This is a genomic window from Klebsiella grimontii, from assembly GCF_042137965.1.
Taxonomy (GTDB): Bacteria; Pseudomonadota; Gammaproteobacteria; order Enterobacterales; family Enterobacteriaceae; genus Klebsiella; species Klebsiella grimontii.
Genome location: NZ_CP169721.1, coordinates 5598093 through 5613378, shown reverse-complemented (window position 1 = coordinate 5613378; position 15286 = coordinate 5598093). Strand labels below are relative to the sequence as shown.

Here is a 15286-nt window from a genome sequence, read left to right as displayed (position 1 = left end):
CAGGGAGGAGCTCGCTATGTTTGAATCTTTGAAAACGTTGTGGAAAAAAGAGAATCAACCACCGCAGGATTATGACGAACAGTCCCGTCAGCTGGCCGGGGAAATAGCCAGACTGGAAGCGGAACTACAGGGCAACCCGGCTAATGGCGAAATACAGAAAGCCTTAATGCTGATGTATAACCGGGCGCTGGCGGTGTATGCCAAAAGTAAGAGTCATCGGCAGGAGATAGATGCGCTCTTTGTGCGTATTGATGAGTTACGCAATGTAATTCGCCGCAATATTTAGGGAGTGATGATGACGATAAAAGAACTGCTGATAGAGGCCGATGCGATTCAGGTCGGCGTCACGGAGTCCGACTGGCAGAAAGTGATCCATCTGGCGGCCAGCCCGCTGGTCGCGAAAGGGTATATCTCGGCGGATTACGGTCAGGCGGTAATCGATAATACCCTGAACCACGGCGCCTATTACGTTTTCGATGAAGGCGTCGCTATCCCCCACGCCAGGCCGGAATGTGGCGTCAGGCGTAACTGTTTTAGCCTGGTCGTGTTGGATAAGCCGATTCATTTTGCCGATAGCGAGAAGGCGGATATTGTCATTATGTTCGGCGCGCAGGACAGCAATGCCCATATTGAGGAGGGCATCCGGGCGATTATCGCCCTGCTCGATAATAACGAGACCATGGCGAAGCTGCGGGCCGCCAGCAGCAGAGAGGAGGTCGTCGCGTTGTTATGAACAGACATCTCACACCCGGCTGCAAAACGGTGATTTTAATTAACGGCATTCCCGCCTCGGGCAAAAGCACCGTCACCCGGCAGCTATCGGCAACCTTCAATCTGCCGCAGCTGACTATCGACGGTATTAAAGAGCCGTTTATGGCGTGCTTTAGCGAAATCGACAGATCTTTCAACCGGCAGCTGGGCTGCGCCGCTTATGAAGTCATCTGGTCGATCGTCGGCCACGCTCCGGCAGGCTGTATCTGGTTAATCGACGCCTGGTTTGGTTTTCAGCCGCGCGAAACGTTGCAGCGGCAGCTGCAGCAGGCGGGCGTTGAAAAGGTTCTGGAGATCTGGAACCGCATCTCGCCCGAGCTTGCGGTGTCGCGCTATGCCAGCCGGTTGCAGGATCGCAGGCCGGGGCACCCGGGCGAAGAGTATCTCCCGGAGCTTGCTCAGCTGGCGCAGCGGGCGGAACCCATGCGGCTGGGGCCGGTGTTTATCGTCGATCAGCAAAAACCGCTGGAGATGGCGCCTGTTATCCGTTGGCTCGAAGTACAAATGCAGTAATTCCTTAACTGCAGCTGCCCGGCGGCGCTTCGCTTTCGCGGCCTACAGGAATTGCGTAATTACTTGATATTGCGGGTTTCGTAGGCCGGGTCAGGCGATACCCGCTATCCGCAGCAGCGCCGTCGCCACGGCGGCGGCGATAATCACCACGATCAGCGGCATCTTGCGCCAGGCGAGGAACACCGCCAGGCCAACGCCCAGCACCCGCGCCATCCCGGCAAAATGTTCGCCCTCGTAAAAGGTGGTCGCCAGCGCCACGGAAAAGAGCAGTACCGTCGCCGCATCGGAGAGCAGCGCCTGGGAGCGCTCGGAAAACGCCAGCCGGCTGCCGAGCTTCGCTCCGCCTAAACGCATTAAGTAGGTGCCCAGCGACAAAATCGCAATACCGGCGATAAATAGCGTCATATTGCCCATTATTTTTTCCTCGTCAGCAGGCCAAACAGCGACAGTAAAACCGGCAGACCAACCGGCGCGAAAGGCACGGCGGCCAGCGATAGCGCCGCTCCGCTACAGGCGCGAATCAACGTGGTGCGGTTTTTAAAGGCCGGCACCACCAGCGCCAGCAGAATCGCCGGGAATACCGCATCGAGGCCAATGGTCTCCGGCGCCGGGAGCAGCTTGCCAACGCCCGCGCCTAACAACGCGCCCAACGGCCAGATCAGCGCCACGCCAAGGCCGCACAGCCAGTAGGCGGCCCGCCGCTGCTCGGGAGTTTTCTGCGACAGACCAAACACCACGCTTTCATCGTTCATGATGTGGCAGCCGAGGAAGCTGGCGGCGCGCTGGCCGACCAGGTCGCGCACCGTTACGCCGAAGGGAATATGGCGCGCGTTGACCAGCAGCCCGGCCGCCGCAGCCGCCAGCGGGTTGCCGCCGCTGGCGACAATGCCGATAAACATAAACTCTGAAGCGCCCGCCAGGACGCAAACCGAAAGCACAAAGGGGACCCAAATCGGGAAGCCGTAGGCGACGGCCAACGAGCCGTAGGACATCCCGACGATGCCTACCGCGAGGCAGACTAAAACAATTGCTCTGAGGGTGTCGCCCTTAAGCGCGGCGAAGTGCTGTTTCATACTCTTTAGCCATATCGAACGAATTTCCATTATAATGAACGTAACAGAATTGCATTTCAAGACGAACGAATCGTTCGTTATAAAAAACACGGAGGGCTGTATGACTCAGCCAATTAGCCTGATTGCCAAAAGCCTGGTACGTGAGCGCGCGCGCACCGGCCTTTCCCTTGCCGAAGTTGCGCGGCGGGCGGGAATTGCCAAATCAACGTTATCGCAGCTGGAATCCGGCAACGGCAACCCGAGCCTGGAAACCCTCTGGGCGCTGTGCGTGGCTCTTGATATTCCCTTTGCCCGGCTGCTGGAGCCGCAGGTCAACACCACGCAGGTGATCCGCCGCGGCGAGGGGACGAAGGTGGTCGCCGAGCAGGCGAACTATCAGGCGATTTTGCTGGCCGCCTGCCCGCCGGGCGCCCGGCGCGATATCTATCTTCTGCTGACTCAGCCGGGCGCGGACCGCATTTCCCACCCCCATCCGCCGGGTTCGGTGGAGCATATTATTGTCACCCAGGGGCGGGCGCGGGTCGGCCTGACGGAAGCGCCGGAAGAGCTGGGGGAAGGCGATTACATCTGCTATCCCGCCGATCGGCAGCACGTTTTCCAGGCGCTGGAGCCGGACACCCAGGCGCTGCTGATTGCCGAGCAGAACTAAATTTAATAACATTCTGCGCATTTATTCGTAATCCGCAGAATGTTATGCCGTTATATATGTTAATGATATATATATTATTTTACTTCCTATAGAACCGGGAATATCGCTTTTCCGTTTATTCTTTTTCTTCATTTTTGTTTGCTTCCGTTTCATCTGGAAACATGGGATTGATGTCACTCTTCCACCCTTAGGTGGTTCGTATACTGCAACGGTGATATCGGGGTTAATTATGTTTCTTGAAGAACGTAGAAAGTCTATTTTACGATATTTAGATGAACATGAACGTGGTTATGTTAATTATTTTTCTGCTCATTTTAATGTCACGAAAGAAACGATTCGCAGTGATTTAAATACTCTTGCGGCGATGGGCTTGGTGCAGCGCTGTTATGGCGGAGCAATTATTTCGCGCCGTAGTTTGCAGGCGGAACTTATTTCTGAAACCGGTGATAGTTTTGAGGTGCTGCTGCAACCTCTTAATCACCGTAAATCACCAGGCGATGAGCGACAAAAAGGAAAAGTTATGCAGGGTAAGGTATGTGTATTTGGCTCGTTCAACGTTGACATTGTGGCGAAGGTGGAACGCTTCCCGCGAGGCGGTGAATCGCTAATGGCGCTGGGTAGCAGCCTGGGACCGGGAGGGAAAGGTGCAAACCAGGCAACGGCCGCCAGTAAAGCCGGTGCTCAGGTGCATTTTGTTGCCAAGGTGGGTAAAGATCAGTTCAGTCATTTAGCAGCAGATCATTTAACTCGCTCTGCAATTCACTCTTACACGCTTTATCAGTCAGAGAGTGAACCAACCGGTAATGCGATTATTTATGTTTCTCAGGAAAACGGCGAAAATATGATTGCTATTTATTCCGGGGCAAATACTACTATTACCTATAGTGAAATTCAGAAAATTATTCCGGAATTATCTTCATCAGATGTTTTATTGGTTCAGCTGGAAAATAATTTCGATGCTACTCATTCACTAATCAAGATAGCGCATGAGCTGGGTAAGCAAGTTATTCTTAATCCCGCCCCCTATTCTGCTGAAATTATCCCCAGCATCCCCTTTGTAGATGTCATTACGCCGAATGAAACGGAAGCATCTTTATTATCGGGAATCGACATTAGCGATTTTGATACGGCAAAAGAAGCGGCGCTACGTATCGCCAGACTCGGCGCTAAAAAAGTGCTGATTACGATGGGGTCGCGCGGTGCGCTGCTGCTGGATAACCGCCAGTTCAGTCATATACGCGCTTTCCCAGCCGTCACCGTGGATACCACCGGTGCCGGCGATGCTTTCAACGGTGCGCTGGCCGCATCGCTTGCCGCCGGAAATAGTCTGGTGCAGGCCGCTACCTGGGCCTCCGCCTTCGCCTCTCTGGCCGTGGAGCTGGAAGGGGCATCCAATATGCCTGAATTTGAACAGGCAAACGCACGACTCCGTACCCTCTGAACTCAGGAAAAAACAATATGAAAACGATTAACGGTATTGTCCCAGTAATGCTGACGCCATTTGCCGCTGACGAACGGATAGATTATCCGGCGCTGGCGAAATTAATCGACTGGTATCTGGAGAAGGGCGTTGATGCGCTGTTTGCCGTCTGTCAATCAAGCGAAATGCAGTTCCTTTCCTTAGAAGAACGCGTTGAGCTGGCGCGTTTTGTGGTACAGCGCGTTAACGGCCGCATTCCCGTTATCGCTTCTGGCCATATCAGTGATGATATTGAAGCGCAAAAAGCCGAGCTGCTGGCGATGGCGCAGACCGGTATTGATGCCCTGGTGCTGGTGACTAACCATCTCGATCCGCGTAATGAGGGGAGCGACGTTTTCTATGCAGTGCTGAATACGTTGCTGGAAACGCTGCCAGCCTCGCTACCGCTCGGCCTTTACGAGTGTCCGGCGCCTTATCGCCGATTGCTTACCGATGATGAATTTACATGGTGCGCCAATAGCGGGCGCTTCGTTGTGCTGAAGGATGTGAGCTGCGATCTACCGACCGTTGAACGTCGCGTACGTCTGGCGCAGGGCACGCCGCTCAACGTCATTAACGCCAACGCGGCGATTGCCTGGCCAGCGATTTTGGCGGGCTCACAGGGCTTTAGCGGTGTGTTTACCAACTTTCACCCTGAACTATATAGCTGGCTGTGGCGAGAGGGGAAAAACCAACGCGCACTGGCCGATGAACTGGCGATTTTCCTCTCTCTGGGGGCGGTGAGCGAAACGCTGGGCTATCCGAAAAACGCCAAAATCTACCATCAGCGTCTGGGGACTTTCGACAGTATCACCTGCCGGGTTAATAAAGATGATGTGCTGAATAAGTACTGGGGGCTGACGGTGATTCTCGACCAGATTCGCGCCGGAACCGAACAGTGGCGTCAGCGTATCGTGGGCTAAGCGGAGGATGCCATTATGATCGTAACCAGTCTGAAGGCATGGCCCGCACAGTCGATGGCTTATCATCCGGTTATTCGCCAGGCGCTGGCTTTTCTTGCAGAGCAAGATTTTCAGGATTTCACGCTGGGAAAAATCGACCTGATCCCTGACCGACTCTTTTGCCTGCTACAGGAGATGGATAGCATGCCTTTTGCCGAGGCTCGTCCGGAATCGCACCGTCAGTTTATCGATATTCAGTACCTGATTTCAGGCCATGAGCGTATGGGCGTCAGCCGCGTGGAAAGCGGTCTGCATACCGTTGTGGATGATCGAACGCCGCAGCAGGACATCATGTTCTGGCAGGTAGAAGAAGCAGAGACGCAGGTAACGTTAACCCCCGGTATGTTCGCGATTTTCTTCCCGGAAGATATTCATCGCCCCTGCTGCCATCCTCTGGGCGGTGGTGTTAGCCATCTGCGCAAAGCGGTCATCAAAATCGATCGCGCATTACTGGAGGTATCGGCATGAGCACCGTGAATCAGACTTCCTCGGCGGTAATCGAGCCGCCGAAACTCTCTCGCCGGCGCTGGGGGATTATTTTGATTTTACTGCTGGCTGCGGTGGTGAACTATCTTGACCGCGCCAACCTGAGTATTGCTAATACCACCATTTCGAAGGAGTTTGGTTTCTCCGGAACCGAAATGGGTCTGCTGCTATCGGCGTTTCTCTGGCCTTATGCGCTGGCAAACCTGCCGGCCGGCTGGCTGGTCGACCGTTTCGGCCCAAAGAAGATGTTCACCGGCGCGCTGACGCTATGGTCTGCCGTGACCTTTCTGATGGGATTTGTGAATACCTATAGTTTCTTCTACGGCCTGCGGGTGCTGCTGGGGGTGGCAGAGTCGCCGTTCTTTACCTCTGGTATCAAGATCACCCAAAGCTGGTTTTCGGATAAAGAGCGCGGCCTGCCGACATCGATCATCAATACGGGTTCGCAAATCGCTAACGCCATCGCGCCGCCGCTGCTGACGCTTCTGCTGCTGTGGGTTGGCTGGCGCGGGATGTTTATCGCCGTGGGTCTGCTGGGTATACCGTTGATTCTGGCGTGGCTGAAGTTTTATCGCGATCCGGATGCGCGGGAAGCGATGCTGATCCACACCGGTAAGGTGGTGATGGCTGAGGCCGATAAGCCACAGGTTAGCTGGGGCGAGCTGTTTCGCAATAAAACGACCTGGTTCATGATCTCCGGCAACTTCTGCATCATGTTTACTATCTGGGTTTATCTGACGTGGCTGCCGGGTTATCTGGAAACGTCGCTGGGATTCAGCCTGAAGCAGACGGGCTTTATTGCCTCGATTCCATTCTTTGCCGGTATTCTTGGCGTCCTTTGCGGCGGGATGCTCTCTGACCGTCTGGTGCGTAGAGGGATTAATGCGGTAACGGCGCGGAAGGTGCCTATTGTGGTGGGGGCGGCAATGGCGGCCTGTTTTGTGATGCCAATTCCGTTTGTCAGCAACAGCGGTACCGCGATTACGCTACTGACGCTGGGCTATTTCTGCTCGCAAATGCCGTCCGGGGTTATTTGGGCGCTGGCGGCGGATATGGCGCCCAAAGAGCAGGTCGCTTCTCTCGGTGCGATCCAGAACTTTGGCGGTTTTCTCGGTGCAGCGCTGGCGCCGGTGATCACGGGGATTATCCTTGATGCTACCGGTCAGTTCACCAATGTCTTTATTCTCGGCGGCTGCCTGCTGTTCCTTGGCGCCTGTCTCTATGGCTTCTTTGTGCGTAAACCGCTGGCGCAGTAGTTTTTCCTCAGGACAAAGCGCCGAATGGCGCTTTGTCGCTGTTGCTGGACGCCATGCCCGTATTGCGGGACACTAGCCGCATTCTTCCGCGAAGACAGGCATACCTATGTCGCTGAAAGCCATTGCTAAAGAACTTGGGATCTCGGTAACGACCGTCAGCCGCGCGTTAAACGGCTATGACGACGTGTCGCAGGAGACGCGCGCCCGCGTGGAAGCGGAAGCCCAGCGCCGCGGATATCGCCCCAATACTTTCGCTCGTCGCCTGAAGATGGGCAAAATCGACGCCGTCGGCCTCGTTTTCCCCGTGCGCCCCGCGCCGCTGAATAACAACGTCTTTCTCGAAATGGTGGGCGAAATCAGCCACGAACTGGCGCGCTACGAGATTGATTTACTGCTGATTGCCGACGATGAACAGGCCGATAAGCACGGCTATATGCGTATGGTGCAGAGCCGCCGCGTCGATGCGCTGATCGTCGCGCATACGCTCGATGACGACCCGCGCCTGATTCAACTGCTCTCCGCCGGCTTTCCTTTTCTGGCGCTGGGCCGCAGCCGCCTGCCGCAGCCCTACGCCTGGTTTGATTTCGATAACCAGGCGGGAACGTATCGCGCCACCCGCCACCTGATTAGCCAGGGGCACCGACGCATCGCGCTGCTGAGCGAAAATAACAATCAGGCTTTTATTACCCAGCGCCGCAACGGTTATCTGCAGGCGCTGCGCGAAGCGGGCCTGGCGGATACCTGGCTGCGCAGCGTGCCGCCCACCCGCCGCGGCGGGTTTCAGGCAACCATGGAGCTGCTGCGCTTGCCTGAACCGCCAACGGCGATTGTCACCGATTGCAATACTCACGGCGACGGCGCGGCGATGGCCCTGGCTCAACTGGGGCGTCTGACTGGCGATAACCGTGTTGCATTAGTGGTTTACGACGGTTTACCGCAGGATAGCATCATTGAAACTCCGGTTGGCGCGGTGATTCAATCCACCCGCCAGGGTGTGGGTCGCCAGATAGCCAGCATGGTTCGCCGCTTAATCGCCGGTGACGATCTCGCCTCGCTCCAGGTGCTCTGGCAGCCTGAATTTATCTCCGGCGAAACCGCCTGATTTCCCGCCCGTTAGATTAATTTCCTGAACTCGATCACGGATCCGAAACGTTTTGGTTGGCGTCCGAAACGTTTCGGATCAACAGTAAGACATTCCTTGTTGTGGAGATGTCTAATGTCTGATTCGATTTTACGCCTGCAAAGCGCAGTGGCCGACGTGGTGATCAAAACCCATCCGTTCGCCGAAATTATCTACTGGGGGCCGCATTTAAGCCACTTTTCGCCGCAGGATGCCGCCAGCATCGCCCGCCCGGTGGCCAACGGTCGCCTCGACGTCGATTCCCCGGTGACCTTGATGGCCGAACTGGGGCACGGTCTGTTTGGCGCGCCGGGCATTGAGGGCCACCGTCAGGGGCTGGATGCCTCACCGATGTTCACCACCACCGAGGTGGTGCAGGACGGGCAGAAGGTTACTCTCTTCAGCGAAGACGCGCAGGCTGGCCTGCGGTTATGCAGTGAAATCCAGCTTGATAGCAGCGGCGTACTGAGCGTGCGCCATGGCTTAACCAACCTGCGCCCGCAGCCGTGGCAGGTGGATCGCCTGGCCGTCACGCTGCCGGTCGCCGAACGCGCCCGCGAAGTGATGGCCTTTCATGGCCGCTGGATCCGCGAATTCCAGCCCCATCGTCTCATTCTGGAACACGACAGCTTTGTGCTGGAAAACCGCCGCGGACGCACCTCTCACGAACATTTTCCGGCGCTGATTACCGGCAGCCGCGCCTTTAGCGAGATGCAGGGCGAAGTGTGGGGCGTGCACCTGGGCTGGAGCGGTAACCACCGCCTGCGGGCGGAAGTGAAAACCGACGGGCGGCGCTACCTGCAGGCGGAAGCGCTCTATCTGGCGGGCGAAATGGCGCTGGCGGAAGGGGAAACGCTGTGGACGCCGAACCTCTACGCCAGCTATTCAGCGCAAGGGCTGAACGGCATGAGCCAGCAGTTCCACCGCTATTTGCGCGAACAGATTATTCGCTTCCCGGACAACAAGGCGCGCCCGGTGCATCTCAACACCTGGGAAGGGATCTATTTTGACCACGACCCGCAGTACATCATGCGCATGGCGGATGAGGCGGCGGGGTTGGGCGTAGAGCGCTTTATCATCGACGACGGCTGGTTTAAAGGGCGCAACGACGACTGGGCGGCGCTCGGCGACTGGTATCTCGATGAAGAAAAATATCCTGACGGTCTGACCCCGGTTATCGACCACGTGAAGTCGCTGGGGATGGAGTTCGGCATCTGGGTTGAGCCAGAGATGATCAACCCGAACTCCGATTTATACCGCGCGCATCCCGACTGGGTGCTGGCGCTGCCGGGCTATACGCCGATCCCCGGACGGCATCAGTTTGTCCTGAACCTGAATATCCCGGAAGCCTTTGATTATCTGCTGGAGCGGATGAGCTGGCTGCTGGGCGAGCACGCCGTGGACTATGTGAAGTGGGATATGAACCGCGAGCTGGTGCAGCCTGCGCATAACGGTAAAGCCGCCGCCGATGCGCAAACTCGCCAGTTCTATCGCCTGCTGGATACGCTGGTGGCCCGCTTCCCGCATATTGAATTTGAGTCCTGCTCCTCCGGCGGCGGGCGTATCGATTATGAAGTGCTGAAGCGCAGCCATCGCTTCTGGGCTTCCGACAATAACGATGCCCTCGAGCGCAACACCATTCAGCGCGGCATGAGCTACTTCTTCCCACCGGAAGTGATGGGCGCGCACATCGGCAACCGCCGCTGTCACGCCACTTTCCGCCAGCACAGTATCGCTTTCCGCGGCCTGACGGCGCTGTTCGGCCATATGGGGCTTGAGCTGGATCCGGTGAGCGCCGATGAGCAAGAGCGCGCGGGTTACCGCAAATACGCGGCGCTACACAAGCAGTGGCGCGATGTTATTCATCACGGCGTGCAGTGGCGTATCGATATGCCGGACGCCACAACCCTCGCGCACGGCGTGGTGAGTGAGGATAAGAGCCAGGCGATTTTCCTCGTCAGTCAGCTGGCGATGCCGGACTACACCCTGATGGCGCCGCTGCGCGTGGCGGGACTGGAAGCGGGAGCCCGCTACCGGGTGACGCTTCTCGACCATCCCGATATCCAGATTACGGGAGAGGGCGGCCATACGATGCGTAAGCTGCCGGAATGGATGACGACACCGCAGACCGTAAGCGGCGAGTGGTTACAACAGGCGGGGCTGGCGCTGCCAATCCTCGACCCGGAAAGCGCCATTTTGATTGGCCTGCAACGCGTGTGATGGTAACGGGCCGCGCGTCGGCCCTTTTTGAGGAGTACACAATGAACCCGACCGTCTGTACCCATAAAAACAACCCCAATTTCTGGATTTTCGGGCTGTTCTTCTTTCTCTATTTTTTCATTATGGCCACCTGCTTTCCGTTTTTGCCGATCTGGCTATCGGACGTCATCGGCCTGAATAAAACCGAGACCGGTATTGTTTTCTCCAGCCTGTCGCTGTTCGCTATCTGCTTTCAGCCGATACTGGGCGTGATCTCCGATAAGCTGGGGCTGAAAAAGCATCTGATGTGGATCGTGACCGTGCTGCTGGTGCTGATCGCCCCCTTTTTTCTCTATGTCTTTGCGCCGCTGCTGAAAACCAATATCTGGCTCGGGGCACTGAGCGGCGGGGCCTACATCGGCTTTGTTTTCTCCGCCGGCGCCGGGGCGATGGAAGCCTATATTGAGCGCGTGAGCCGCAACAGCGGGTTTGAATACGGCAAGGCGCGGACTTTTGGCTGCCTCGGCTGGGCGCTGTGCGCTACCACGGCGGGGATGCTGTTCAGCGTTAACCCCGAGTGGGTGTTCTGGATGGGGTCAGCCGCCGCGCTGGTGCTGGTCGTACTGGTGGCTATCGCGAAACCGCAGGCCAGCCAGACCGCGCAGGTGATGGACTCGCTGGGCGCTAACCGATCATCGGTCGATTTAAAAACCGCCGTGCGCATGTTCCGTCAGCGCAAAATGTGGATGTTTATTCTCTATGTTATCGGCGTCGCCTGCGTATATGACGTCTTTGACCAGCAGTTTGCCACCTTCTTTAAATCTTTCTTCGCCACGCCGGAATCGGGCACCCGCGCCTTTGGTTTCGCGACCACCGCCGGGGAAATATGCAACGCGATTATCATGTTCAGCTCGCCGTGGATTATTAACCGCATCGGCGCGAAGAATACGCTGCTGATTGCCGGGATGGTGATGGCGGCGAGGATGATCGGCTCATCGTTCGCCACGACGGCCGCTGAAGTGGTGGCGCTGAAAATGCTCCATGCGCTGGAGGTCCCATTCCTGCTGGTGGGGGCGTTTAAGTACATTACTGGCGTGTTTGACGTTCGGCTGTCGGCGACGATTTACCTGGTCGGCTTCCAGTTTTCCAAACAGGTGGCGGCGATTTTTCTCTCCGCTTTTGCCGGAAATATGTATGACCGTATCGGCTTCCAGGATACCTATATGATCCTTGGCGGCATCGCCCTGACCGTCACCTTGATATCCGCCTTTACCTTATCGGGCAAGGCCACGTCGGAAAAGATGCGCGATAACGCCATGACGGTTTAGAAAACAGGTCGATAATGCACAGGGATGTGCTGGAGAGATGAGGAAAATTTGCACTATGGATATGAAAGCAAGAATGAACAGCGGCGAGCTCTATCTTGATTCAGGATATGGTTTACCGGAACAGCGGCTGATGGGCAAGGCGCGGGCCTATGAGTACAATCACTCGCATCCTTTTAATCAGGAATTAAGAGACGATATTATTCGACGCATGTTTGCCAGCGTCGGTAAAGCGTGCTGGATAGAACCGCCGATTAATATTGCCTACGGAACTCACACCACTATCGGCGATAATTTTTACGCCAACTTCAACCTGACGCTGGTTGATGATGCCGACATTATCATCGGCAATAACGTGATGTTTGCGCCCAACGTGACTATTTCCACCGCGGGCCATCCGGTTCATCCGGATCTGCGCCACACCCAGCAGCAATTCTCGCAGCCGGTTATCATCGAGGATGGCGTATGGCTTGGCACCGGGGTGATTATCAACCCTGGGGTCACTATTGGTAAAAACTCGGTTATCGGCGCCGGAAGTGTGGTGAATCGCTCAATACCAGCGAATGTCGTCGCTGCTGGCGTCCCTTGTCGGATATTAAGAGAAATTAGCGATGAGGATAAGAATAAATATCAACTGTTTGCGGGGTGAATAGCCAAAATAAAATAGAAAAATCTGCCTGATATAAAAAACAAAAAATAAATACGGGTGAGTTTATGACTCACCTGGCCCTCTTTTACCTCCGGAAAATAAAAATGAATAAAAAAGCATTATCGATAGCCATGGGTTTGTCTTTAATAACGGGTTCAGCGGTAGCAAAAAATAATCACCTGACTCTTGAACAGCGTCTGGAACAACTGGAAGCGCGGCTTGCCGCCGCTGAGAATCGGGCGACGGTAGCGGAAGAGCAGGTTCGGAATTTACAGACGCAACAGGATGCCGCTATTCAGGCGGCACAAACCAGCGTAGCGGTTAAAAGCGTGGCTCCGGCTGCAGAGAGTAAAAAGAATATGACCGCGCCGGAGTTGAAATTAACGGGCTATGGCGATCTGAAAATCTACGGTGACGTGGAATTCAATATGGATGCGGAAAGCAAACGTGGCTTGCTGGCGATGACTAACGCTGATGTTGGTAGCGACCCAACCTACGAGAACTGGGATTTAAACGGTCGTATCCTGCTCGGCTTCGATGGTATGCGTAAAACGGACAGCGGCTATTTTGCCGGGTTCACCGTCCAACCGTTGGCGGATATGACTGGTTCGATGAATCTTGATGATGCCGCGTTCTTCTTTGGTCAGGAAAATGACTGGAAGGTTAAGGTGGGGCGTTTTGAAGCTTACGACATGTTCCCGCTAAATCAGGATACCTTTGTCGAGCACTCCGGCAATACCGCCAACGACCTGTATAGCGACGGTCATGGCTATATCTATATGATGAAAGAGGGGCGCGGGCGTTCTGACGCAGGCGGCAACTTCCTGCTAAGCAAGCAGCTTGATAACTGGTATTTTGAGCTCAACACTTTGTTGGAAGACGGCACTTCGCTGTATAACGACGGCGGTTACCACGGTCGCGATATGGATCAGAAAAAGAACGTCGCTTACCTGCGCCCGGTGGTCTCCTGGGCGAAGGACGAAGTGTCCGTGGCGGCGGCCATGGAAGCGAACGTGGTGCAAAACGCCTATGGCTATCACGATGCGCAGGGCAACTTCGTCGATCAGTCCGGCCGCACAGGTTATGGCCTGACTATGACCTGGAACGGCCTGAAGAGCGACCCGGATAACGGCGTGGTGGTGAACCTGAACACCGCTTATATGGATGCCAGCAACGAAAAAGATTTTACCACCGGGGTGAACGCGCTGTGGCGGCGCTTCGAACTGGGCTATATCTACGCGCATAACAAAATCAGCGATTATGCTGGAGTCATTTGCGATAACGACTGCTGGATTAAAGACGAAGGTACCTACAATATTCATACTATCCACGCGTCGTATCAAATTCCGAACGTGATGAATATGCAGAATTTTAATATTTATCTTGGGGCCTATTACTCTATTCTGGATAGCGACGATAAGCTGAGCCAGAGCGATGACGACGATCGCTATGGCGCGCGGTTGCGCTTTAAGTATTTCTTCTAATTATTTAAGTATTCAACGATCATATTATTGAATAGTATTTTTATTGATAATAATTTCAATAATATAAAAATTATACCAATGCCTCATTCTTAGTGAACATGAAATCCACAACGTTGTGGTTTACATGGATTATAAGGATGAGGCCCTTTCATACACGCCCTTCCGATTAAACTTGTCTCAGCCAGCTAAATTGAGAAGGCCGAACGTGCTTCCATGTAACAAAGCAACATGTGAACTGGCTTACATTTCCGATCGCGATCACAATTTATAGTAAGCACCAGTGTTAGGGGGCGTACTCAATCATCATGGCATCGATCAAAGACGTAGCGAAAAGAGCGGGGGTCTCGACGGCGACCGTATCACGAGTGCTTAACAATCATCCCAGCGTGGTGCCGGAAACCCGGCAGGCGGTACGCGATGCGATGGATTATCTCTGCTATGTGCCCAGTAAGAGTTCGTTTCAGCTTAGCGGTAAATGTTCAGGGCTGATTGGCGTGGTGTTGCCTAATCTGATGAATCCTCACTTCTGTGAACTGCTGGCGACAGTGGAGGAAGAGGCCCGGTATATTGGCAAATCGGTGATCGTTAAAACGCATCAGAATCAGCCGCAGCAGGATAAACATATTATTCATACCCTGGTGGGAATGGGCATTGACAGTTTGTTATGGGTACCGACGGAAGCGGAGGCCGAACTTTCCGAATGGTTAACCATTACCCGCATCCCGGTCGCCATCGTCACCCAGGTGTCCCGCTTCTTTAATTCCGTTTCGATTAATCAGGATCGCGGGGCGGAAAGCATTGCGGAACATTTTATCCACACGGGTCATGTTTCATTTGGCTTTGTTGCCCAGGAAGGCGTTGATAATCGCAAGGTATCGTCGTATAGCAAAAAAATAGCGAGCCACGGCTTAACGCTCGCCAAAGATAATTCGTTCTGGATAACCAAAGGTGAAGGTGAGAGAGTTTCCGGGCATATTCAAATTCTTGATGTCATTATCGAGAAGCTCAGCGAGCCAGATCGTACCTGTTCATGCCTGTTGGTTTATAACGATATTGCTGCCAACTATATTATCGATGGGCTTAAAGAAAAAGGTATCTCCATTCCAGAAGATATCGCTATTGCCAGTTTTGATAATACCCTGCTGGCGCAAACCAAAAAAATTACCAGCGTGGCACAGCCGGTCAATGAAATTGCTCACCTCGCGTTCCAGATGGTAAAGCATCAACAGCAGCCGGACAGTATTGAAATGCATGAAATCGTCTCCCGGTTAATTATCCGCGAGAGCAGCGTAAAGATTAATATTACCTCCCTGTAAGGGATAGGTATTTAGTAATGGCGC

Annotated in this window: 16 protein-coding genes; 14 read left to right on the top strand and 2 right to left on the bottom strand. The window is 54.7% G+C overall.

Annotated features, from left to right (window positions below; all coding sequences use genetic code 11):
• The first annotated feature begins 16 nt into the window (after positions 1–16).
• Genes ACE3MN_RS26300 through ACE3MN_RS26290 form a run of 3 tightly spaced genes read left to right on the top strand, consistent with a single transcriptional unit; the run spans position 17 to position 1284 of the window.
• Positions 17–286, top strand: a complete 270-nt coding sequence (locus ACE3MN_RS26300) for a hypothetical protein (protein WP_024360596.1) — start codon at positions 17–19, stop codon at positions 284–286.
• A gap of 9 nt (positions 287–295) precedes the next feature.
• The gene (locus ACE3MN_RS26295) at positions 296–733 is read left to right on the top strand and encodes a PTS sugar transporter subunit IIA (protein WP_024360595.1); all 438 of its coding nucleotides are present in this window, start codon (positions 296–298) and stop codon (positions 731–733) included.
• A complete protein-coding gene (locus ACE3MN_RS26290) occupies positions 730–1284 on the top strand; it encodes an AAA family ATPase (protein WP_004870655.1) in 555 nt (184 codons plus the stop codon). The genes ACE3MN_RS26295 and ACE3MN_RS26290 overlap by 4 nt, the downstream gene beginning before the upstream one ends.
• Positions 1285–1374: 90 nt before the next feature.
• Here the strand turns inward: ACE3MN_RS26290 and ACE3MN_RS26285 are convergent, their stop codons facing one another.
• Complete coding sequence (locus ACE3MN_RS26285; protein WP_004870654.1) at positions 1375–1698, bottom strand: AzlD domain-containing protein; 324 nt, start codon at positions 1696–1698, stop codon at positions 1375–1377.
• Positions 1698–2357 carry an AzlC family ABC transporter permease gene (locus ACE3MN_RS26280; RefSeq protein ID WP_004870653.1) on the bottom strand — a complete coding sequence of 220 codons (660 nt, stop codon included), beginning with the start codon at positions 2355–2357 and terminating at the stop codon, positions 1698–1700. The genes ACE3MN_RS26285 and ACE3MN_RS26280 overlap by 1 nt, the downstream gene beginning before the upstream one ends.
• A gap of 100 nt (positions 2358–2457) precedes the next feature.
• On the opposite strand from ACE3MN_RS26280, the gene ACE3MN_RS26275 reads away from it, so the two are divergent.
• From ACE3MN_RS26275 to ACE3MN_RS26225, 11 genes are all read left to right on the top strand, one after another.
• On the top strand, positions 2458–3006 hold the full coding sequence (locus ACE3MN_RS26275; RefSeq protein ID WP_024360593.1) for a helix-turn-helix domain-containing protein: 549 nt from the start codon (positions 2458–2460) through the stop codon (positions 3004–3006).
• Between the two features lie 229 nt (positions 3007–3235).
• Complete coding sequence (locus ACE3MN_RS26270; protein WP_004870651.1) at positions 3236–4447, top strand: PfkB family carbohydrate kinase; 1212 nt, start codon at positions 3236–3238, stop codon at positions 4445–4447.
• Between the two features lie 17 nt (positions 4448–4464).
• On the top strand, positions 4465–5388 hold the full coding sequence (locus ACE3MN_RS26265; protein WP_024360591.1) for a dihydrodipicolinate synthase family protein: 924 nt from the start codon (positions 4465–4467) through the stop codon (positions 5386–5388).
• A gap of 15 nt (positions 5389–5403) precedes the next feature.
• Positions 5404–5895 carry a YhcH/YjgK/YiaL family protein gene (locus tag ACE3MN_RS26260; RefSeq protein ID WP_024360590.1) on the top strand — a complete coding sequence of 164 codons (492 nt, stop codon included), beginning with the start codon at positions 5404–5406 and terminating at the stop codon, positions 5893–5895.
• The gene (locus ACE3MN_RS26255) at positions 5892–7169 is read left to right on the top strand and encodes an MFS transporter (RefSeq protein WP_004870648.1); all 1278 of its coding nucleotides are present in this window, start codon (positions 5892–5894) and stop codon (positions 7167–7169) included. The genes ACE3MN_RS26260 and ACE3MN_RS26255 overlap by 4 nt, the downstream gene beginning before the upstream one ends.
• 106 nt (positions 7170–7275) lie before the next feature.
• Positions 7276–8271 carry a substrate-binding domain-containing protein gene (locus ACE3MN_RS26250; RefSeq protein WP_004870647.1) on the top strand — a complete coding sequence of 332 codons (996 nt, stop codon included), beginning with the start codon at positions 7276–7278 and terminating at the stop codon, positions 8269–8271.
• 114 nt (positions 8272–8385) lie between these two features.
• The gene (locus ACE3MN_RS26245; RefSeq protein ID WP_049085931.1) at positions 8386–10509 is read left to right on the top strand and encodes an alpha-galactosidase; all 2124 of its coding nucleotides are present in this window, start codon (positions 8386–8388) and stop codon (positions 10507–10509) included.
• A gap of 41 nt (positions 10510–10550) precedes the next feature.
• A complete protein-coding gene (locus tag ACE3MN_RS26240) occupies positions 10551–11816 on the top strand; it encodes an MFS transporter (RefSeq protein WP_004870643.1) in 1266 nt (421 codons plus the stop codon).
• Positions 11817–11871: 55 nt separating this feature from the next.
• The gene (locus ACE3MN_RS26235) at positions 11872–12462 is read left to right on the top strand and encodes a maltose acetyltransferase domain-containing protein (RefSeq protein ID WP_004870640.1); all 591 of its coding nucleotides are present in this window, start codon (positions 11872–11874) and stop codon (positions 12460–12462) included.
• 104 nt (positions 12463–12566) lie between these two features.
• Complete coding sequence (locus ACE3MN_RS26230; RefSeq protein ID WP_102650340.1) at positions 12567–13946, top strand: carbohydrate porin; 1380 nt, start codon at positions 12567–12569, stop codon at positions 13944–13946.
• A 305-nt stretch (positions 13947–14251) separates the two neighbouring features.
• Positions 14252–15262, top strand: coding sequence for a LacI family DNA-binding transcriptional regulator (locus ACE3MN_RS26225; protein WP_024360586.1), 1011 nt, complete (start codon positions 14252–14254; stop codon positions 15260–15262).
• Positions 15263–15286 lie beyond the last annotated feature (24 nt).

Coding starts and splice junctions, on each gene's coding strand:
- ACE3MN_RS26300 (WP_024360596.1), top strand. CDS start 17: ATGTTTGAATCTTTGAAAACGTTGTGGAAAAAAGAGAATCAACCACCG.
- ACE3MN_RS26295 (WP_024360595.1), top strand. CDS start 296: ATGACGATAAAAGAACTGCTGATAGAGGCCGATGCGATTCAGGTCGGC.
- ACE3MN_RS26290 (WP_004870655.1), top strand. CDS start 730: ATGAACAGACATCTCACACCCGGCTGCAAAACGGTGATTTTAATTAAC.
- ACE3MN_RS26285 (WP_004870654.1), bottom strand. CDS start 1,698: ATGGGCAATATGACGCTATTTATCGCCGGTATTGCGATTTTGTCGCTG.
- ACE3MN_RS26280 (WP_004870653.1), bottom strand. CDS start 2,357: ATGAAACAGCACTTCGCCGCGCTTAAGGGCGACACCCTCAGAGCAATT.
- ACE3MN_RS26275 (WP_024360593.1), top strand. CDS start 2,458: ATGACTCAGCCAATTAGCCTGATTGCCAAAAGCCTGGTACGTGAGCGC.
- ACE3MN_RS26270 (WP_004870651.1), top strand. CDS start 3,236: ATGTTTCTTGAAGAACGTAGAAAGTCTATTTTACGATATTTAGATGAA.
- ACE3MN_RS26265 (WP_024360591.1), top strand. CDS start 4,465: ATGAAAACGATTAACGGTATTGTCCCAGTAATGCTGACGCCATTTGCC.
- ACE3MN_RS26260 (WP_024360590.1), top strand. CDS start 5,404: ATGATCGTAACCAGTCTGAAGGCATGGCCCGCACAGTCGATGGCTTAT.
- ACE3MN_RS26255 (WP_004870648.1), top strand. CDS start 5,892: ATGAGCACCGTGAATCAGACTTCCTCGGCGGTAATCGAGCCGCCGAAA.
- ACE3MN_RS26250 (WP_004870647.1), top strand. CDS start 7,276: ATGTCGCTGAAAGCCATTGCTAAAGAACTTGGGATCTCGGTAACGACC.
- ACE3MN_RS26245 (WP_049085931.1), top strand. CDS start 8,386: ATGTCTGATTCGATTTTACGCCTGCAAAGCGCAGTGGCCGACGTGGTG.
- ACE3MN_RS26240 (WP_004870643.1), top strand. CDS start 10,551: ATGAACCCGACCGTCTGTACCCATAAAAACAACCCCAATTTCTGGATT.
- ACE3MN_RS26235 (WP_004870640.1), top strand. CDS start 11,872: ATGGATATGAAAGCAAGAATGAACAGCGGCGAGCTCTATCTTGATTCA.
- ACE3MN_RS26230 (WP_102650340.1), top strand. CDS start 12,567: ATGAATAAAAAAGCATTATCGATAGCCATGGGTTTGTCTTTAATAACG.
- ACE3MN_RS26225 (WP_024360586.1), top strand. CDS start 14,252: ATGGCATCGATCAAAGACGTAGCGAAAAGAGCGGGGGTCTCGACGGCG.